Annotated in this window: 14 protein-coding genes and 1 tRNA gene; 4 read left to right on the top strand and 11 right to left on the bottom strand. The window is 59.5% G+C overall.

All coding sequences use genetic code 11. The annotated features are described in order from the left end of the window. The first annotated feature begins 194 nt into the window (after positions 1-194). Positions 195-1187, top strand: coding sequence for a transglutaminase-like domain-containing protein (locus LAN37_00745; protein ID MBZ5645731.1), 993 nt, complete (start codon positions 195-197; stop codon positions 1185-1187). A 6-nt stretch (positions 1188-1193) separates the two neighbouring features. On the opposite strand, the gene LAN37_00740 is transcribed toward LAN37_00745, so the two are convergent. Further along, a complete protein-coding gene (locus LAN37_00740; protein MBZ5645730.1) occupies positions 1194-1766 on the bottom strand; it encodes a CDP-alcohol phosphatidyltransferase family protein in 573 nt (190 codons plus the stop codon). Next, on the bottom strand, positions 1763-2134 hold the full coding sequence (locus tag LAN37_00735; GenBank protein MBZ5645729.1) for a hypothetical protein: 372 nt from the start codon (positions 2132-2134) through the stop codon (positions 1763-1765). The genes LAN37_00740 and LAN37_00735 overlap by 4 nt, the downstream gene beginning before the upstream one ends. Positions 2135-2261: 127 nt before the next feature. Between LAN37_00735 and LAN37_00730 the strand changes: the two genes are divergently transcribed. Continuing rightward, positions 2262-2338 (top strand) — tRNA-Val (locus tag LAN37_00730). Between the two features lie 418 nt (positions 2339-2756). Here the strand turns inward: LAN37_00730 and LAN37_00725 are convergent. The 9 genes from LAN37_00725 to LAN37_00685 all read right to left on the bottom strand — a co-directional run bounded on the left by LAN37_00725 (position 2757) and on the right by LAN37_00685 (position 16802). Further along, a complete protein-coding gene (locus tag LAN37_00725) occupies positions 2757-3356 on the bottom strand; it encodes a hypothetical protein (protein ID MBZ5645728.1) in 600 nt (199 codons plus the stop codon). 103 nt (positions 3357-3459) lie between these two features. After that, the gene (locus tag LAN37_00720; GenBank protein MBZ5645727.1) at positions 3460-4794 is read right to left on the bottom strand and encodes a TolC family protein; all 1335 of its coding nucleotides are present in this window, start codon (positions 4792-4794) and stop codon (positions 3460-3462) included. Beyond that, the gene (locus LAN37_00715; GenBank protein ID MBZ5645726.1) at positions 4791-7943 is read right to left on the bottom strand and encodes a CusA/CzcA family heavy metal efflux RND transporter; all 3153 of its coding nucleotides are present in this window, start codon (positions 7941-7943) and stop codon (positions 4791-4793) included. Before LAN37_00715 ends, LAN37_00720 begins: the two co-directional genes overlap by 4 nt. Before the next feature lie 38 nt (positions 7944-7981). Beyond that, positions 7982-9118: an efflux RND transporter periplasmic adaptor subunit gene (locus LAN37_00710; protein ID MBZ5645725.1), complete on the bottom strand. Its 1137-nt coding sequence runs from the start codon at positions 9116-9118 to the stop codon at positions 7982-7984. A 102-nt stretch (positions 9119-9220) separates the two neighbouring features. Further along, complete coding sequence (locus tag LAN37_00705; protein ID MBZ5645724.1) at positions 9221-10969, bottom strand: porin; 1749 nt, start codon at positions 10967-10969, stop codon at positions 9221-9223. Between the two features lie 33 nt (positions 10970-11002). Further along, positions 11003-12007, bottom strand: a complete 1005-nt coding sequence (locus LAN37_00700) for a VWA domain-containing protein (protein MBZ5645723.1) — start codon at positions 12005-12007, stop codon at positions 11003-11005. A gap of 38 nt (positions 12008-12045) precedes the next feature. Next, complete coding sequence (locus tag LAN37_00695; protein ID MBZ5645722.1) at positions 12046-12291, bottom strand: hypothetical protein; 246 nt, start codon at positions 12289-12291, stop codon at positions 12046-12048. Positions 12292-12899: 608 nt separating this feature from the next. Beyond that, positions 12900-14630 carry a potassium-transporting ATPase subunit KdpA gene (gene kdpA / locus LAN37_00690; protein ID MBZ5645721.1) on the bottom strand — a complete coding sequence of 577 codons (1731 nt, stop codon included), beginning with the start codon at positions 14628-14630 and terminating at the stop codon, positions 12900-12902. Positions 14631-15464: 834 nt separating this feature from the next. Beyond that, entirely contained in the window at positions 15465-16802 is a 1338-nt protein-coding gene (locus LAN37_00685) for a sigma 54-interacting transcriptional regulator (protein ID MBZ5645720.1), read from the bottom strand. Positions 16803-17400: 598 nt separating this feature from the next. Here LAN37_00685 and LAN37_00680 point away from each other — a divergent pair. Both LAN37_00680 and LAN37_00675 read left to right on the top strand, forming a co-directional pair. Beyond that, positions 17401-19185, top strand: coding sequence for a S8 family serine peptidase (locus LAN37_00680; GenBank protein MBZ5645719.1), 1785 nt, complete (start codon positions 17401-17403; stop codon positions 19183-19185). Between the two features lie 31 nt (positions 19186-19216). Beyond that, positions 19217-19963, top strand: coding sequence for a hypothetical protein (locus LAN37_00675; protein ID MBZ5645718.1), 747 nt, complete (start codon positions 19217-19219; stop codon positions 19961-19963). Positions 19964-20152: the final 189 nt, after the last annotated feature.

Genomic DNA, 20152 nt, shown 5'->3' with positions numbered 1-20152 from the left:
CTAGGGGTCGCCGTGAAAGGGGGTCAACCGCGGTTATTGCGGTGCACCGGGAATGGGATTTCGTGTATCCTCTCCCGATTCGGGGGCATCTCACTCACCATGTTCCGCGGCTTCACTTGACGGTAGTTCCCGCCTGAAGGACCGGTCGGTCGTTTCCCTGAACACCGCCTCAAAGACATAAGGAGCCGCTCGCCATGCGCAAGACCATCCTCTTTATTGTTGTGCTGTTTCTCTCAGTCTCGGCCCTCGCCCAGCAGTCTCGCCACTTCACCTTCCACTACGGATTCAGCGTGCGCAACATCCAGCCGGGACAGAAGGTCCAGATCTGGTTCCCTCAGGCCTATTCGGACCGGTTCCAGGCGGTGAAGATCGTGTCCGTCAAGGGCGATTTGCCGGTCAACAACACGCGTGAGTCAAAGTACGGCAACCGGATCTTCTATGCCATTGCGCCGAAAGCCGCGAAAGAGGAGTACAGCTTCGACATTGAGTATGACGTGGTGCGCAAGGAGCGCATCGCGCTGCCGCGGGAGGGAATACAGCCGCGGGTCATAAAGGCTCCGGGCAAGGAAACCGGCGAATATCTTGGGCCGGACAAGCTCGTTCCGGTCACCGGCAGGCTGGCGGATCTGGCCGCGAAAGAGGTCCAGGGACACACGGGTACGATGGACCGCGCCCGCGCCCTCTACGACTACGTTTTTCGCACCATGCGGTACGACAAAACGGGCACCGGCTGGGGACGGGGCGACGCGGAGTGGGCGTGCGACTCCAAGCGCGGCAACTGCACCGACTTTCACTCGCTGTTCATCTCGATGGCGCGCTCGCAGCACATCCCCGCACGGTTCGAGATCGGTTTCCCGCTGCCCGCCAACAAGACTTCGGGCGAGATCGCCGGATATCACTGCTGGGCCGAGTTCTACGATCAGCAGTTTGGCTGGGTTCCGGTCGACATCTCGGAAGCCTGGAAGGACCAGTCCAGGCGCGATTACTTCTTCGGCGCCCACGACGTGAATCGCATGCAGTTCTCCGCGGGACGCGATCTCCGTCTGAATCCGCCGCAAGCGGGCGAGCCGCTCAACTACCTCGTGTATCCGTACGTCGAGGTGGACGGCAAGACGTATCCGAACGTCTCCAACCGTTTTTCTTTCGCGGACGTGGGCGGCAGCGGGGCGTCGATGGCGGGGAAATAGTGTCTGCTAGGCGCCGGGGACTGACTTCTCGTGCGCGCGCAGGCGCTGCCCGGTGATGATGATGTAGTGGATCCCCGAGATCAGGGTGAAGGCGAAGGTCGCCCACAGCCCGACGGTCCGGCCCACGGCCACCCAGGTGGCGTCGCTGAGCTGCCGCAGCAGGACGAAGAATAGCGCCACGATCTGCGCCAGGGTGTTCACCTTCCCGAAGGTGCTGGGGCGGAACTCGCGGAGGGAGGTGGTGGCGTAGAGGACGGCACAGATGGCGATGATGCAGATGTCGCGGCTGAACACCAGGATGGTCACCCGCCAGGGGATCTTGTGCAGCAGGGACAGCACCAGGAACAGAGAGCTCAGCAGGAGCTTGTCGGCGATGGGGTCGAGGTACTGGCCGAGCACCGTCTTCTGTTTGAGGGCGCGCGCCAGCGTGCCGTCCAGCGCATCGCTGAGCCCGGCGAGCACGAACAGGAGGAGCGCCCAGCGGTATTTGCCGTCGATGACATTGATGACGATGAAGGGAATGAAGATGAGCCGCAGCAGCGTGAGCTGGTTGGGTGCGGTCCAGAGCTGACGGATCACCCGCTCACCTCGGGACCGGGCCGCACCATGCCAAAGATATCCGCGACGTCGCAGCCCGCCTTGCTCTCGAAGCGCTCGCGCAAGGAAGGGATCTCGCCATTGCGGACATCGACCTCCAGGCGCTCGATCCGGTGCATGGGAAAGAAGACGGCAGACGCGGTGACCGGCTCGCCGGCGCGCACCAGGCCGGCAAAATCGTCGAAGGAATTCAGGTCGATGCCGCGCAGACTTACCCCCGACGGGTTGATGTCCAAGATCGCGCCCCAGAACTTTTCACGCGGGCTGTTGAGCGTGACCAGCACCAGCACGCCGGCGGAAAACAGCGCCGGGGCCGCTTCCGATGCGTTCTTGCGGGCGGGAGGGGGCACGAGTGCGATTGTCCCCGCCCCCGCGTCCGATTGCAACTGCTAACCGGGCCCAACCCCTGGATCGATGGGCAGGCCGCGCCGTTCGGGCTCCAGCGCCGTAGTAGAATAAAGGAGTCCATCCAGGCGTAGGCGCGTAGCTCAGTTGGTTAGAGCGCTACCTTGACACGGTAGAGGTCTGGGGTTCGAGTCCCCACGTGCCTACCATTTTTTGCCCTAACTCATTGAATCCGCGTGGTAGGCATCGGCAGCCGATCCGCGTTTGGCCGTGACTCGTCACCATTTGTCACCATTCGCGAAAGATTTTCGACTGCCTCGCGCTGATGCGCGGGAATCGGCGGGGTGTAAATCTCGAAAGTCGTAGAGAGTTTCCGCCTTCGCGGAGGACCCCTTCAGTTGAATCCCATCCTTGCACGTAACGTACGTACGTAACGTTGCTACCACCATGGCCTGAATTTTGGTCGCTAATGCGGCTTGCAGGAAATCCCTTCGTACCACCTTTGGCACAGTGCAAACACGCGATCTGTAACAGTTCTTCGGTCCGGAAGCGGATTTGCGCCCAAATGAAGCTTGAAGCGTGTTGCAGCATCACATCGAACTGCCCGCATAGGCCAAGAAGAAAGCTTTATTTGCGGATCGCAGCAAAGCGGCTGTACGCGTACCACCCGTCGTCCCACCAATGCAGGTCGAGGTAACGCCCTTCCGAGGCGCTATACAAGCATGGGACATTGCGGTAGCCCTTCTGGTCTCGCCACACGGAGCCAATGCCGACCACGGAGAATTTCCGCTGCACCTCCGGATACTTTGCTCCAAATGCCAGGAATTCGGGCAATTCAGCTGCCCGCAAGCCTTCTTCCTCGAGTTCACGGACCACGTCCTCCGACGCCATTCGGCGTTCAAAGCGAACGAGAACGATTTCCAGGTCCGCGTGGCCGCGCCGCGTGGACGGAAAGTTCTTGCTTGTGATCTGGGTGTGCACCGCCTGGTAATCTCCGGCGTTGACCGCTTCTTCCACCGAGAGATCGTAGTTCACTGCGACAGGGAAAATATCTCTCTTCTTGCTTGCCGCATCGATCATGACATCGGCAAACTTGTCGAGCAGGCTGTCCCCTTGGGCGGTGGCAACCCGGAGGATGTCATCGTCGGTGTAACCGCGCTTCTTCACTCTGTCGATCAAGCTCTGCAAGATCAGGTACATATCCTTTGCCATTTCGGTCTCCGTCACTGCGTCTAACATCCGAATCGGTGGGCTTTGATTTTCGGTCCTATGTTCGGCGGCATTCATCACGGTATTTGCCTCACTCCCTGCGACCGCTCGAGATACCTTTTCATTGGATCACCTCCCGGCCCACGGCCTGATTCAATTGGGCTGCAGCCGTCAAGTAAGAGCCGACCAGGTTCACGTAATTCAGTTGCACGGTGCGGTACTCACTTTCGGCGCTCAAGAAATCAAGCAGGGAAGCCGCGCCATGTTGATAGGAGTAGTAGACCGTGTCCCGTACGCGCACTGATTGCTGCAGGTACCTGGCCTTGTATGGCCGCAACAAGATCAAGGTGCTGGCCAGGGTGGCGTGGCCGGAGTCTACGTCGCTGAACACCTGTGCTTCGGCGGCATCGCGCAGTCTTTCGTTGCGCGTGATATCGAGTTTCGTGCGCAGTTTCTCTCCCTGGTTGCGATCGAAGATGCGGAGGGGCACGCTGACACTCGCACCGAGAGTGTGGCGGCCATAGACCGGACCGGGCGAGAAGTTGTACGAGCCACTGTGTGTCCACCAACTGCTGAGCGTCGGATCGGTTGAGCCGTTCGCTACGGCCAGGTCGTGGTCGGTGTGGGCTTTGTCCACGGCTTGAACGGCGGCCCGCAAGTCGGGTCGGCTATCCAGAGCAATCTTCCGGAACTCGTCACGGGGCAAGAGTTGCTCGCTGAAGTCGAAGGGCCCGCTGACGTCGAATTGCTCCACCGGAGTGCGATCGTTGAGGAGCGTGAGCAGCGCGATCTTGGACGTGCGCAGATTCACTTCGGCCGTCTGCAAGTCGGATTCGAACTGCACGCGCTGCAGTTCGAGGCGGTCGAGATCGATCTGCGCGATGTCGCCGTCCTTGAAGCGGATCCGGCTGATGTCGAGGACGTGGTCGTAGTACGCCAGGTTGTCTTTCGCCAGCTGAAGCACCGCCTTGGCCTGAAGGGTTGAGACGAACGCGCTGCGCAGGCCGAAGAGGAGACTCCTCTCCAGATCGGCCTGGGTGGAGACGGCGATCTGCGTCGCTTTCTGGGCGCTTCCCAGGCGCAATTCCCGCTTGTGCTGACGCTCGTGTAGATAGCTGAGGGCCCCGGATTCATAAGAGCCGACGAACGGCTGCCAGGGGTTCAGCGCCCCCGTGGCGGGATCCTTGGGAGTCGGAATCACCTGGGTCCCGTCCGATGCCACCGTGAACTGCGGATTGGGACGCAGAAACGCCGTGATCTCCTGCGCCTTGGACTCATCGATGTTCAGCTTGCCTGCTAACAGGGTTGGATTGTTCAGTTCAAGACGTTCGCGCACCTGTTCCCAGGTCATGGGTGATGGCGTCTGAGCCATAACGCCCGCGCTGGTCAGCAGAACAAAACAGCACACCCAACGCAACTTTTGTATCCGATACCTCAGCAGGTCTCTGTTCCTCATGAATATTCGGCGGCCTCCTTCGCGTCTGGAAGGACATCGCCCGGGCGAGCGACCCAAACGTACACGGTGGGCAGTATGAAGATGCTCAGCACCAAAGCCGCAACCAGACCGCCGACAATGACGATGGCGAAGGGCCGCTGGGAATCCGAACCGATCGCGTGTGACATCGCCGCCGGCAGCAAGCCCAAGGTCGCGACCAGCATGGTCATCATGATGGGTCGAAGCCTCAGAATGGCACCCTCTACCGCCGCCTGCTGAATGGACTGTCCTCGCGCCCGGAGTTGGTTGATGTAGTCGAGCATGATGACTCCGACCTGCACGGAGACTCCAAACAGCGCCAGAAACCCAACTCCGGAAGAAACACTGAAGTTCGTCCCCGTCACCAGCAGCGCCAACAAGCCGCCGATCGGGGCCAACGCCACGGTTCCAAGAACCAGCAACGACCATTTCACCGACTTGAACAGCGCATGGAGAATCATGAAAATGAGCATGATGGTGAGCGGAACAATGAGTTCTAGCCGTTTGTTCGCTCGTTGCTGGCTCTCATATTCGCCTGCCCATTCCAGGCGATAGCCCGCCGGAAGCTTCACCTTGTCATCGATCCGCTTCATGGCTTCTTCGACGGTGGTGCCCAGGTCGCGGCCCCGCACGCTGAACGTCACGGCGACATAACGGCTGTTCCCTTCACGGTAGATGTCGTATGCACCATCTCGAACCGTAACCTTGGTGAGCTGTGCCAGGGAGACTCGTTCCCCCGATGGAGAAGGCAGCCGGACTTTGGCGATGGCCTCCTTGGTATTGCGATAGGGCTCCTGATACCGCACCACCACGTCGTATCGCGCCTCGCCCTCGAGGACTTGACTCACAGCCTTTCCGCCCACGGCGGTCTCGATGGCGTCCTGGATGTCCACCACATTGATCCCGAAGCGGGCAGCCTGGAGCCGGTCGATGGTGAAATTGAGGTTGGGCTGCCCAACGAGCGGAAATACCTTTAGGTCTTTGATCCCCGGGACGGGGGCCATCGCGGCAGCGACCTCTGCGCCCTTCGCGTCCAGCGTCCTTAGGTCGGTCCCCAGAAGTTTTACGGCAAGATGGCCTTTTGTGCCGCTTTCGGCCTCACCCACGTTATCTTCGATCGGTTGCGAGAAATTCCAGGTAGCTCCCGGGAGTTTCTCGATCTCGCGATTCATGGCGGCGATCAGCGCCTCCTTGTCCTGATGAAACACCGCCCTCCATTGCTCCTTCGGCTTCAAGTCAACCAAGTACTCGGTGTTGCCGAACCCGCCAGTGTCGGTGCCGTCATCGGGACGTCCCACTTCCGACACCACCTGGGTCACCTCCGGAAATGAGGCAAGAACGAGGCGCGCCCGGTTCATGAAGTGCACCCCTTCCGTGAGACTTGTACTTTGCTCCAGTGAACCGCGTAGCCAGATCGCGCCTTCGTCCAGATGAGGCAGGAACTCCGAACCGATGATCCCGCTAAACACCAGAAACAGTGTCAGCACAAAGAGAGCTACACCGGTTCCGAGCGTGATCCAGTGATGGGCAATGGCCCACCGCAGGCGCCTGCGATAGTGCTTGGTCAGGAATTCCATCACTCGGTTGCGACGTTCCCGGATCTCCTTGCGGAACAACAGGCCGCAGAGAACCGGTGCGACCAGGATCGAGAAAAGCAGGGCTCCGAAAAGAGCGAAGGCAACCGTCCAGGCCATGGGCCGGAATAGCCGGCCCTCTATCCGTTGCAGCGTGAAGATCGGCAAGTATGCCGTGATGATGATGGCGATGGCGAAAAACACCGGGCGTTGAACTTCGTGGGCGGCGTTGCGTATGGTTTCGGGTAGTGTTCTTACCGCGGTGGATTCGGAGCCATTTCTGCGGCTGAGGTGCCGAACGATGTTCTCCACCATGACCACGGCGCCGTCCACCACCATTCCAAAGTCGAGGGCCCCGAGGGAAAGAAGATTCACGTCCATCTTGCTCACATCAAGCCAGATGGAAGCGAACAGCAGGGAGAACGGGATGGTGAGCGCAACAATGAAAGCGGCACGAACATTGGCAAGGAAGAGCAAAAGGATGAGAGTCACCAGGATCATCCCTTCCACCAGGTTGTGCAGCACGGTATGCAGGGTGTAATGAAGGAGATCGCTGCGGTCGATCATCCGCTCCATCTTCACGCCGCGAGGAAGGATCCCATTGTTGAGCTGGTCCACTTTGGCGTGGAGCTTTGCCAGCGTAGGCGCGGAGTTTGCACCTTTGCGCATCATCACCTGCGCAAAGATGACATCGTCGTTGTCTACGATCACGCCATCCGCGCGATGAACGGCCCTTCCCTCGCGGCCGAGGCGGATCTTTGGACCCTGGGTCACCTCCGCGATGTCTTTGACCCGAAGAGCGGTCCCGCTCTTGGCGATCAAGACCGTTTGCTCAATGTCTTTGACGGTACTGAGAAGCCCGATGGTGCGGACGTTCATCTGTTGCAGGCCGGTCTCCACGAAGCTGCCGCCCGCATTCACGTTATTGTTGGCCAACTGCTGCTCGACCTGGCCAACGGTCAATCCATACGAGACCAGCTTGTTGGGATCGAGGCGTACCTGATATTCGCGGGTTGTGCCGCCGAAGCTACTGACTTCAACAATGTCCGGAACCGACTTGAGCTCCTTCTCGACTGTCCAGTCCTGGATCGACTTGAGGTCCATGAGGTCGATCCGGGGGTTGGTGCTGCGCAGGACGTACCAATAGATCTGCCCCGTCGTGCTCCAGTCCGTACCCATCTGGGGCTGCAATCCAGGAGGCAGATCGACTTGCAAGAGTCTCTCCAGGACTTTCTGGCGGTTCCAGTCGTTGTTCGACTGGTCGTCGAAGATCAGGATCACGAACGACAGGCCGAAGATCGACTCCGAGCGAAGATGCAAAAGATGCGGGATCCCGTTCATCTGCTTTTCAACGGGGATCGTGACCTGCTGTTCCACCTCTTCTGCGGCGCGGCCCGGCCATTGCGTAATGACCGTTACATAATTGTCCGCGATGTCGGGATAGGCTTCGACGGGCAGGTTATGAAACGAGACCGCACCCCAGACCAGCAAAAGGACGACAGTCGCCAGCACAACAAAGCGGTTGTTGAGCGCAAAGTCTACGACAAACCGGATCATTAGCTGTTCCCTGGGGGAGAGCCCGCCCTGCCTTTCACTTATTGATTGACCGTGTGCTCGAGGACGAGTGCGTTCGTGACCACCCGTTCGCCTGGTTTCAGTCCTGAGACAACCTCCTGCATCTCGCTCGATACAGGTTCACCGCTGACGACTTCCACCCGGCGGAACTTATTGTCCACCGTCGGCACATAGACCCAGTCGCGGTCATGAAGGTGCAAGATCGCAGTCGCCGGAATGACGGTGTGAGTTTCCTTCTTCAGGCCGTGGAACGTGGCTGTCACAAACATACCGATGCGCAACATTCCGGGATTGCGGACTTCGAGGCGCACCTTCGCGGTCCGAATACTGGGATCGAGGACTGCGCCAATGTTGCTGATCCGGCCCTTGATCACCTGATCCGGGTATGCGTTCACGGCGATTTCAGCGCTCTCGTCAAGGTGGACGTTAGCCAGATCGTTTTCGTACACATCGCATACCACCCAGATGTAGGACAGGTCGGAAATGGTGAAGGGGCTGGCGCCTAATGCCTGTACGCCAGCTGCGTTGGTGACTTGCTGGTCGGTGATCACGCCCGAGACAGGCGCATAGATGTCCACCATGACCTTCGGATGATCGGGGTCGTTGCCCAGCAGGCGGAGATGCTCGGCTGTGGTTTCGAGATCGATCTTGGCCCGGTTTTCCGCATCTTCGGCGACCTGGAGATCGTTCAGCGAGTTGGCGCCGTGTTTGTAAAGGTCGGTGACACGCTCCAGTTGGGTGCGGGTCAGGGCTTCGGCGGAGACGGCTTTGCGGTAATCGGAGAAGCCGCCTGCGACATCGTCGCTGCGAATGGTCAGCAATAACTGGCCTTTCTTAACGATATCCCCCAGTCGCGCGTGAATGGCCACCACCCGGCCAGTAGCCAGCGATATGACGGGAACATTGCGAGCGATGTCGGGGGTCACGGCACCGGTCACCACCAATCGCGAAGTTGCAGTGTGCTCAGTCACGGCGCTGAGCGGAAACTGCTCCGGGTGGTCCACAGACAAAAGGTTGACGTCCACATCGGGAACGACCTTGGCGGGAGGCGGCGCCTCCGCAGCCGCATCGCCATGCGCTCGGCTACAGCCGACCAGCGCCAGCAATAAAGGAACGGCGAGAAGGAGATAACCGATCTCCAAACCTTTGCTTTTCATGACAAATATCCGCCCAACGGCAGCAGCCGTTCGAAGCTTCCCAATAATCAAAGCGGGCGTGCCTTCGTAACTGCGAAGCAGCACGCCCGCTTCACACCAGGACTAGAACTTGACCATGATGGCGAACCTCACGCTGGCCTCATCCTTGCGCAGATCGGGGCACCAGCCGGTCGCTCCCGCAACGCAAGTGAACCCCGGCGTAGCGGACAAGTACGGGCCTGGCACGAAGGTAGTTCCGGGCACTACTTGGCCAGGGCTGCCGCTGTTTCCGCCCGCGAAAACGCTGGGAGAACCCGTGTTTCCACCCGGAGGCGTGATCCCGCCGCGGCCGCTCCAGTACGGCACGTTGGCGTGGCGATAGCCGAACTCCGAACGGAAGGTGATGTACTGCTTGGGCATCCAGTCATACGTGATGGAGCCATCCCAGCCTTTGAACGGGTCACCGGGATTAGCCGTAAAGTAAGGGGAGCCGGAGATTGCGTCTGCTCCATTGATGGGCGGCATCAGCGTCAGGTACCGCCCGGGGTTACTCATCGCCCCGCCGCCGATCGTGATGGCGTACAAGTCCTTCTTGAACCACCAGCGGTTGTAGAGCATCCAGCCGGCAAATGTCTGCTTAAAGCTGGTCGGGGTGTTGTGGTAGCAATTCGTGTTTGCTCCCGGAGGGCCGCCGTACTCGCAACCCAGATCGCCGGTCAGAGAGAACGCCATCTTGTCTAGGAACTTTTCCGGTCTGTCGTAGTACTTAATCTCAACGCTGTCGTCGGTGTGGATGCGCGTGCGGCCAAACTGGCCGTTTCCGGTACCGAGGGTGTCCTCACCCATCCCGTAGTTGTTGAAGACGAGCGAGAGCCATGGTTTGGGACGGTACAGGATCTGTCCTCCCAGCCCGGGTTTGCTGCCGATCCTCCCGTAAGATTGCCATCCGTTGATGATCCAGGGCTCGATCTTCAGCTTGTCGGTGGGAAACCACTGGATGCGGATGCCGTTGAAGAACCACGGCGTGTTGGACGACACGTAGGACGGCTGGTAGGTCCAGTTATCGAAGTTGTAGTAGCTGAACAGGCCGATGTAGGAAACAAAGATTCCCGCGTCGATGTTGAGCCCATGGTTCACATCGAAGTGGTATCCGCCCCACGCTTCCGAAACGTAGCGGTAAGCACCACGAAGCGCCCATTGGCCGCGACCGGCGCTGGCGTCGTTCCGTGGGGTCGTGGTTGCGAACATTCCATTCATGGTCAAGATCCGGCCCCGAACGTTCTGCCAGTGGAAGTCGCCGCCAAAGCTGATCTGCTCCAACTGGATTTCGTTGGACCGAAAGATTTCGGTAGACCCGCCCATCGTGTCGTCCTGTGGGTGATTGAAGCTGTGCACGAAGTGGGTGTCGAACCTGATTTCGGGGGTGAAGAATTTGGAGTCCCACACCGCATCCTTGTTGCGCGGGTTGCCGTTGAGCCAAGTCCAGTCAGCGTAGGCGAAGGGCGCCGTCACCTCTGGTTGGCCCTCGTGTGCTGGGACCTCTGGTTGTTTAGGCGCGGTCGCCTTTGAGGTTTCCACGGGCGTTGCGGGCATTTGTGGTGCCTTGCCAGTCTTCAACTCGGACTCGAGCTGCGCGATGCGATCTTTCATCGCCTTAAGCTCCTTCGCGACCGCGGGCGGTATCGCGGTATCTGCCGCGCCAGTCGATTGGCTGGACGATTCAGCGGCAGCACTCACGCTACGAACCGACTGATCCGGTGCCGGTTCTGCCACGCTCTGGGCGTAACCGCGGGGAGCAACCGATGTGAGGCTCAGGATTACTATCGAACGGATCACGGACTGCGCTACGACCTTTTGCAACAAGGGGCTCATGTTTGTGTGTCTCCTCAACTTTCAAACTGCGTTTTACTTCACTGCTTCTGCGGGTGGTAACGGCGGTGGGTATCTGTCAAAAGAGCCGTAATAGCCTTTCTTGGCGTAGGCTCGAAGTTTTCTCGGGTTGGGGTGTTTCAGCTCTACCTTGATCTTGTGCCACTTTCCGTTTCGTGCTGATTGCCCTGGTAAGTAGCCAAGCACGTACTGCGTCCGCAATGCATCGCTGATCTGCCTCACAGCCCGATGCAGTTCGTTCGAGTCATGGGTCAGGAAGACGCGTCCGCCCGTGAGACTTGTCACCTCATCAAGAAACAGCAGTCCTGATCTCTCTTCGGGTGTCTTCGGATATCTTTCGAAGATGTCGATGGCATAGAGCTGCACGTCCGCCTCTCTCAGGGCCGACTTAATTTCAGCTTCCGTGGAGCGGCTGTGGTTATCTCCGCCATCAGAGATCACCAGGAGTGCCTTCTTGCTAAAGCGCGCTTTTCGCATCTCGCCGAGCCCGAGATAAACGGCGTCCCAAAGCGCCGTCTCGCCATCAGCCTGAATGGGATGTAAAACCGATTCGATGTCAGGGACGGAGTCAGAAAACCCCGCCAGCAAGCGCGGCGTGTCGGCAAACGTGACTACAGCGAATTCGTCTTGCGGATTGGAGTACCTGAAGAATTCGATTGCGGCGTCGCGAGCTTGATCAAGTTTGTTCCGCATGCTGCCGCTTGCATCGAAGATGACAGCTATCGAGATGGGCGCGTCTTCTGACGATAAATAGCGAATGTTTTGCGGATGCTTGCCGTCAAGAACCGAAAAGTCGCCTGCCTGCAGGTTGCTTACGATGCGGTCTTTGGAGTCGGTAACGGTGACATGTACCAGTACCAGATCGACGTTAGTTTTCAGCGTCGCCTGGTGTTCAGCTAGGCGGGCTGGCCTCGATGGCGGAAGGAAGTGGACTTCATCCTGGCCGATTTGTGCTAAGAGCGGTTGCACACATAGCACAGCAAGAACCGCTGCCTTGAGGATCCAGACTAGTGTCCCCAAGAACTGCAGCCTTGCTGGACAACGGCTCACGGGAGCAGTCATTTGCGGTAGTCCTTGCGTCCCGCCACATATTGGCCGGACGCGACTGGAGCGCTCTTACGCCGGTTTTCGAGTTGCTCCACACGCGCGCGCAGCGCCAACACTGTTTCCTTCAATTGGGCTACCCCCAGGGACGACGCACCCGCGGAAATCGATTGTCCGGCGCGCTTCCCGAGGCGGAAACCCGCCGCAAAACTGACGATCGCAACAGCTATGACCGAGATAACCCACACCCACGCACGCATACTTCCTTCCTTTTTCACATCCTGCCGACAGATCGTTTCGTAGACAATTCCCGCGTCATTATTATCTTCCGGCGTTTAGTATTCGGTGGGCGTCGCTTGCAGTGATTGGAACTACCGACGCGCCTTGATATTGGTTGGGCTTCGTTCGGGCTGCACCAGATGCCAGAACAGAGTAGTTCTGGCGAGTTTGTGAGCGCAGCTGATGCACCACCGTAGCGCTAAGGCGCACAGAATTCCGTGATTCTGCGATTAGCGCGATGAGAAATCGAATGAGGAAAAGCTCAGCTGCTACACATACGACAGCAACTAGGACCATCGTCAGCATTCCAGCACCTGGTAGAGGCGCGCGCGCTTACGTCCGTGCGTGCACCCACTTCACAGTTCATTGGAATACGGAGCGCATAAGAAATGGATAATGAGGCCGTAAAGAATTCGTAATGCATCGAATCGGGAACTCGATCTCACAAGCGCGGAGAGATTCGGATAGGCGGCAATGAGGGTCGCACATATTTCGCTCGTGGCGCTTGGTCTGCCGCCGCTCGAAAGTCATGCGTCAAACTCGCACTCCCTAACGCACGGCTCGCAATCATGTGATGCTGCAGTGCGTTTCAAGCCAGAGGTCTGAAGCCCGCCAGGTGTTCCAGCACCGGCCCGAGGGTCAGCGCCGGGAAGAAGCTCAGACCGCACACGATGAGTGCGGTGGCGAGCAGCAGGAGGGCGAAAACGATCGTGTCGGTGGGGATGGTTCCGATCCCGCCATAACGGCGGGATTGTCCGGCAAAGAGTCCGGCGAGCGCCAACGCCGGAATAGCCAGGCCGAAGCGGCCCACCATCATGGCCATCGCAGTGGTCAGGTTATAGAACGGCGTATTGGCATTCAGCCCTGCAAAGCTCTGGCCGTTGTTGGCCATACAAGAGGCGAAAGCGAAAATGATCTCCGTGAATCCGTGTGCCCCCGTATTGGTCGTGAGACCTGCCAGGCCCGCCTGGGTAACGACTGCGATCGCGGTGAACGGAAGAATGGCCATCGGACCTGCGAGCACGTAGAGCGTCAGCATCTTTGCTTCCGATGGTCCGATCGTCTTGCCGAGATACTGCGGTGTTCGGCCCACCATCAGTCCCGCCAGCAGCAGGCCCAGCAGGGCGATCAGAATGATGCTGTAAAGACCTGTGCCAAGCCCCCCGTAGACGATCTCGCCCAGCAGCATGTTGACCAGCAGCATCGCTCCGCCCAGCGGCGTGTAGCTGTCATGCATCGAGTTGTAAGAACCGGTCGCGCCGTTGGAGGTCACCACAGCGGTTAAGACAGACTGCGCGATGCCAAACCTTACCTCCTTGCCTTCCATGTTGCCGCCGGCCTGGTCCGCGGTGGACCTGGCCTGCACGTGCGCTTGCTTCGCGAGGATGCGGTTACCTTGTTGCTCTGACCACCCGCACACCCCGAGCCCGGTGACGAACAGCACCGTCATCACTGCGTAAAGCATCCATCCCTGCCTCGGATTGCCAATCATGCGGCCGAAGGTATTGGTGAACGCGGCCGGAAGCAGTGCGATGGCCAGCATGGCGATCAGGTTCGTCAATGGGGTCGGGTTTTCGTAGGGATGAGCCCCATTCGCATTGAAGAACCCGCCGCCATTGGTGCCGAGGTTCTTGATGATCTCCAGGGCGGCAACCGGTCCCTGCGCGATGGTCTGCCTTGCCCCTTCAACCGTTGTTACTTCTGTGTAGGGGTGGAAATTCATGGGCACGCCTTGCCACACCAGGACAAGAGCGCCGGCGAGTGCGAGGGGAAGCAGCACCCACAGCATGGCGCGCGCAAGATCGACCCAAAAGTTGCCCAGCTTGTCTGTCATTTGCCGAGCGAGCCCGCGGATGAACGCCATGCCGACGGCGAGTCCAGCCGCCCCGGCCAGGAAATTCTGGGCAGTCAGGCCGGCCATCTGACTGAAGTAGCTCATCGTCGTCTCACCGCTGTAAGCCTGCCAGGTGGTGGTGGTGGAGAAACTTATCGCCGTGTTCATCGCCAGGTCCTGCGTCAATGGCGCGTTCTGATAAGTGGGATAGAACCAGGGCAGGAATCGCTGCAGGCGCAGGATTCCATAAAGAAAAACAGTTCCACACAAGCCAAACAGCACAAACGAGACCGCATATTCCTTCCAGTCCATCTCCTGCTGATCATCGACAGCGGTGATTCTGTACAGAAGACGTTCTACGGGTTTCAGCACCGGATCCAAGAATGTCCGCTGTCCCTGGAAAACACGTGCCATGTAGCCGCCGAGAGGCTTGACCAACAGCGTGAGGAGCAGGAGGAAAGCGCCATATTGGATTAGTGCTTGCATTCATAACCTGTCGGGGTGGAAAAAGCAGATGGAGAGGATGTGGTTGTGGTTCGCAGGTTGCCTTGAGGTGAGGATGACCTCAGGTTCGCTTATCAGACGTGCACGCGGCGATCTTCGCTTAATCGACTTTGGATCCACAACAGGCGCCCCAGTTGCCGCCCAATCACACCTGCCGCAAGGATGGCATTGATTTTCTTTCTGCCAGCGGGTTGTCATCCGACTTTTGTTCGCTCCTGCGGCTAGCAAACTGGCTTACCCGATGTTGTCGTTTGTAGTGGCTATTCTCTGGCTGGCAGGCGGAGGCTCGACTGAGCAGCAGAAATGTCAGTACGAGGAAGCCCAATGACGCGAGGGTTGAAGTCATTTTGTCTCCCGCCGGCAGAATCCGGCTACCGTCATTTGATAACAGAGTTCGTAAAGTTCGAATTAAGAGTCCATAAAGACTTAGTAAACTTGGGCGGGCCCACCCTTTCCGAGGTCTTCGGAGTGCCACATCCTTTGCCGCAACACTTTTGCGCAGCAAACGGTGGGAGCGATGAGTCCCACGGTCTGAGAGCTGATCCTGGAAGTCCGGCAAAAACTCGTCACCAATTCGTCACCAAAACTCGCCAAAATCGGGCCGTTTCTTGGGGCTATGAAAATGCGGAAAGCAAGGCAGGCAAAGGGATTTACGTCTGTGACCTCATTCTTGACACGGTAGAGGTCTGGGGTTCGAGTCCCCACGTGCCTACCATTTTTCTGCCCTAACTCATTGAATCCTCGTGGTAGACAGCGGCAGCCGATCCGCGAGGCCATGTTCCGTAGCAGTGTATCTGATGCCGCTTGTGCGGGGAGTTAGTGTGTAGCAGGATCCCAGGCCTCTTGTTGCTGGTGGCTGGCGATCCATTTCCGCAGGTGTTCGTGAGTTCCCTCGGGAAGTTCCACGAAGTTCACGCCGGCCCTGCCATTGATGTCGGCCCAGACCAGCTTCGCAGTGGATTCGATCGTGGGTCCGTCCGGGATCTGGAGCGACACGATAAAGTCGCGGCTCAGGGCGAAGGGGTTCTTGACGCCCTCCAGAGCAATGCCTCCCATGCTGACATTCACCGTCGTGAATTCGTGCACGTTTCCCTTGCTGTCGCGGATCCGGACCGGCACCTGCAAGTCGATGCGAAAATACTGGTCCTGCGGATCGGGCGGATTCGGCGGCGGCTCGATGCGGAGCGTCTCCTCAGATCCTTCGATGCGGTACTGCTTCAGCTTTCGGCTGAGCGTACGACGCGAGATCCCCAGCATCTTGGAGGCGACGCCCTGGTGGCCGCCGGCCTGATGAAGGGTGCGCAGGATCGTCTGGCGCTCCAGTTCTCCCAGATCTGCCCCGGTGGCCCGCACCGGCACCGGCGGCGGGATCGAGACCGCGTTGCGGTCGACCATCTCGGAGGGAATGTCGCCGGGTTCGACGCGTCCCTCGCGGGCGACCACCGACATCTTCATCACCACATTGCGCAATTCGCGAACATTGCCCGGCCAGGCGTAGGCGCTCAGCGCTTCCAGCGCCTCCGGAGAGAACTGCGCGTCGCAGTTCTGGCGAAGGAACATCTCGGCGAGCACGGGAATGTCCTCGGGACGCTCCCGGAGCGCCGGCACTCGGATCTGGAACTGCGACAGGCGGTGATACAGGTCGCGGCGGAAACGTCCGAATCGGACCGCCTCTTCCAGGGGGCGATTCGTCGCGGCCACGATACGCACGTCCACCGACACTTTTCGATTGCCGCCCAATCGGTAGTAGGGGACGCCGTCCAACACGCGCAGCAGCTTGACCTGCACCTTGGGATCGAGTTCGCCGATCTCGTCCAGGAACAGGGTGCCTTTGTCGGCCAGTTCGAACAGTCCGGCTTTCGCCGCGTCGGCCCCGCTGAAGGCGCCCTTTTCGTATCCGAAGAGTTCACTCTCCACCAGGTGCTCGGGGATGGCGGCGCAATTCACGTCCACCCAAGGCTTGGCGCAGCGCATTGAATAAGAATGGATCGCGCGCGCGACCAGTTCCTTTCCCACGCCAGTCTCGCCCGTAATGAGCACGGCCCCAGGAGTGGCTGCCACCCGCTCCACCATCGCCATCACCAGGCGCATGGGTTCGCTGGCGACCACCATCTCCATCTCGTGCACGCGAATAGGCACGCTGCTCGCTGTCATCACGGTCATTTTCCTGATTGATAGGCATTTAGCTCGATTTCCAAACCTTTGTCGAGAGAAAAAGGTGACCTTTCGATTACTCCAGTCACCAAGGGGGTTGGCTTTCTAGCTACGGCCACGTCCAGACAAAGTGGCATCTTCGTCACGCCAAAGTGGCGCAGCTCAGACTTGTGGCGTTTCAGCCCGCCTTGCGATTCAACAACTTAGCTACTGGCCACGCTCTTGCATTTAGCAGTTTCGCTCGTCACCTCGACGTGCCTTGGAGCACAGAGATGAAAGCTGTCGATATCACGCTGATGATCACAGGGGACCAGGCGCCGGAGTGGACATGCTCCGCCGTCTGGGGAGGCAAGATGGTCACATCCGCCCGTGAGGCTTTTTTGGGTAGCCCGATGATCTGGAGGAGCTCGGCGGTTTGGGGAAGCCGGGCACTGTGGATGAGCAACACGATCCAACCGGGCGCAGTCCTGCGCACGTCGGCCGTGTCCAAAAGCATGTCAGCCCAGGGCCCAGGTTCGAAGAATGCGCGGGGTGCGAACTAATGAGCACCATGGGCACACATCTTGGTAGTTCCGAAAATAGTAGGAGCAAGCACACTATGCGCTACATCACAGGAAAAGTAGCTCGCGTCATATTCACCGCCATATTCGTCGCCTGTATGGCGACAGGCACGGCCTTAGCGGACTGGAAGACCCAGCTATCGCAGGACCTGCAGAGTGTCTGCAGCACTCCGGGCACCAAGGTCGAGGTGCTGGTGCAGTATGACCGGCAGCCGGGCGCCGATTCGGACCGGGCGGCGAACGACGTCCGCGCGACCAAGAGGGCGCACTTTGGGTTCATCCGGACCCGCCACCTGTCGCTGCCGTGTGGGGCGCTGAAGACGCTCCTCAACCGGGACAGGCACATCCGGTACATCTCGCTGAACCGCCCCAACACCCGCATGATGGACAAGGCGGTTGCGACCCTGGGGGCCGACATCGCCCTGTCGTACGGCTATGACGGTACGGGCGTCGGAGTCGCAGTCATCGATAGCGGCATCAGCGACAACCCGGATTTCATGACCCAGGACGGGACGCAGTCGCGCATCGTGTACCGCGAGAATTTCGCCAGCGATGGAGGGGCGAACGCGGCTGATCTGTACGAGCACGGAACGCACGTGGCCGGCATCGTGGGCGGCAACGGCGCGGCTTCCTCGTGCGCGAACTGCGATGTCGTCATCCACGGCGTCGCCCCGAACGTCAACCTCATCGACCTGCGCGTGCTCTCGGCCGACGGAGCGGGCAACGATAGCAGCATCATCGCCGCGATCCAGCGCGCCATCCAGTTGAAGGACACCTACAACATCCGCGTCATCAACCTGTCGGTGGGCCGCGGCATCTGGGAGAGCTACACGCTCGATCCTCTGTGCCAGGCCGTCGAACAGGCCTGGAACGCGGGCATCGTGGTGGTGGTAGCCGCCGGCAACTACGGCCGCGACAACACCAACGGCAACGACGGGTACGGCACCATCACGGTTCCCGGCAACGATCCGTACGTCATCACCGTTGGCGCCACCAATATGCGCGGCGATAGCAACCGCGCTGACGACGTCATGACGACCTACAGCTCCAAGGGGCCGTCGCTCATCGATCACATCGCCAAGCCTGACATCGTGGCGCCCGGCAACCGGATCGCCTCGGTCATGACAAAAGGCACGACCCTGGTGAACCTGAACCCGGCTGGCAAGGTCCCCGTCTCGTACTATACGTCCGGGCCCGTCCTCGCAATGTCCAGCAACTACTTCCGCCTCAACGGCACCAGCATGGCGTCGCCCATGGTTGCGGGCGCTGCCGCGCTGCTGATCCAGCAGGACCCGACCCTTACGCCGGACCAGGTGAAGGCCCGCCTGATGAAGACGGCGAGCAAGAGCCTGCCGCGGTATACCCGCTGGGTGGATACAAAGAACCTGAGTTTGCGCACTCTTGAAAATGACGTGTTCACGGTCGGCGCCGGCTATCTTGATGTCATGGCTGCACTGAACAGCACCGACCTGGCCGGAGCGAACGTGGGCGCGGCGAAATCGCCCACAGCCGTTTTCAATGCGAACAACAGTACGACGACCCTGGTCTTCGACCAGTCGGTCACCTGGGGCACGAGCGTGACCTGGGGTACCTCGGTGGTGTGGGGCACCTCGGCTTTCGCGGGCACCGACGTGACCGGCAGCAGCATCGTCTGGGGTACGTCGCTGGTATGGGGTAGCAGCACTTCAACCGCTTCCAGCATCGTCTGGGGCACCAGCGTCACATGGGGGACTAGCGTAACGTGGGGCACGGCGACTACCGACGCGATGAGCGTTGACTACGACGGCGACACGGACGACCCCGCAGATCCGACGATTCAATGACCCTTCGAAATCGCGAAGAAAGGAGGAAATCGTGAAAGCACAAGCGAAGGGTTTCATAGTCGTCGTCTCTCTCATCGGATTGGCGGTACTGGGCTACGGCGCGCTGCATCTCGGATCATCGGACCTGCTGCGGTTCGGTTCGTTCCTGGCCGTGGCACTGATCGCCTCGAGAATGAAAGTGCGGCTTCCCGGAATGACGGGAGCGATGTCGGTGAACATGCCGTTCATCGTGATCGCCGCATGTCAGATGTCGCTGTTCGAATCGCTGATCGTGGCCTGCGGATGTTCGCTGGTGCAGTCGCTGTTGGCGGCTGAGAAGCGTCCCGCGGCAGTCCAGGTATGGTTCAACTTCTGTTTGATGGCGATCTCGGCTGGGGCCGCGTTCGCAACCTTCCATGCGCCGTTCTGGGGACGGCAGGCTTCGAATTTCCCGGTGCTGCTGACCGTGTCGGCGTGCGCCTACTTCCTGGCCAATACCGTACCCGTGGCGGTCATCATCACGCTCACTGAAGGCGGGGATGTCTTCAAGACCTGGTATTCGATCTTCCAGTGGACCTTTCCGTACTACGTGGCGAGCGCGGGTCTGGGCACGATCTTCATCACGGCGGTGGCGTATGTCGGATGGCACGTGCCGCTCATGCTGTTGCCGGTGATGGCCGGGATCTACCTCTCCTACAAGACGATCTGCGGCCGGGTGGCCGCGGTCATGGCACGCAAGGCTCCGGGCCGGGCGTATCCCGCCGCAACCCTGCGGGCAGCGGCTACGGATGGGGACTAAAGGCTAGAAAGGCGAGGCGAGCCCTGGGGAACCGTCCTCCGGCTCGCCCAAGCCTATCTCGCAGTAGAGCCATACTGTCTCAGCCCCCATCTCAGGATGCGACAAGTTGTCCCAGGCAGCCTCAGGCGGCCTGCAAACCCCTCGTTCGCATTCATGTAACTAACTGAAAATAAAGCACAAAATACTAGA

The sequence above is a fragment of the Terriglobia bacterium genome, assembly GCA_020073495.1.
GTDB lineage: Bacteria > Acidobacteriota > Terriglobia > Terriglobales > Acidobacteriaceae > JAIQFD01.
This window is presented reverse-complemented; position numbering and strand designations above follow the sequence as displayed.

Coding starts and splice junctions, on each gene's coding strand:
- LAN37_00715 (MBZ5645726.1), bottom strand. CDS start 7,943: ATGATCCGGTTTGTCGTAGACTTTGCGCTCAACAACCGCTTTGTTGTG.
- LAN37_00745 (MBZ5645731.1), top strand. CDS start 195: ATGCGCAAGACCATCCTCTTTATTGTTGTGCTGTTTCTCTCAGTCTCG.
- LAN37_00710 (MBZ5645725.1), bottom strand. CDS start 9,118: ATGAAAAGCAAAGGTTTGGAGATCGGTTATCTCCTTCTCGCCGTTCCT.
- LAN37_00720 (MBZ5645727.1), bottom strand. CDS start 4,794: ATGAGGAACAGAGACCTGCTGAGGTATCGGATACAAAAGTTGCGTTGG.
- LAN37_00685 (MBZ5645720.1), bottom strand. CDS start 16,802: ATGACAGCGAGCAGCGTGCCTATTCGCGTGCACGAGATGGAGATGGTG.
- kdpA (MBZ5645721.1), bottom strand. CDS start 14,630: ATGCAAGCACTAATCCAATATGGCGCTTTCCTCCTGCTCCTCACGCTG.
- LAN37_00695 (MBZ5645722.1), bottom strand. CDS start 12,291: ATGCGTGCGTGGGTGTGGGTTATCTCGGTCATAGCTGTTGCGATCGTC.
- LAN37_00680 (MBZ5645719.1), top strand. CDS start 17,401: ATGCGCTACATCACAGGAAAAGTAGCTCGCGTCATATTCACCGCCATA.
- LAN37_00705 (MBZ5645724.1), bottom strand. CDS start 10,969: ATGAGCCCCTTGTTGCAAAAGGTCGTAGCGCAGTCCGTGATCCGTTCG.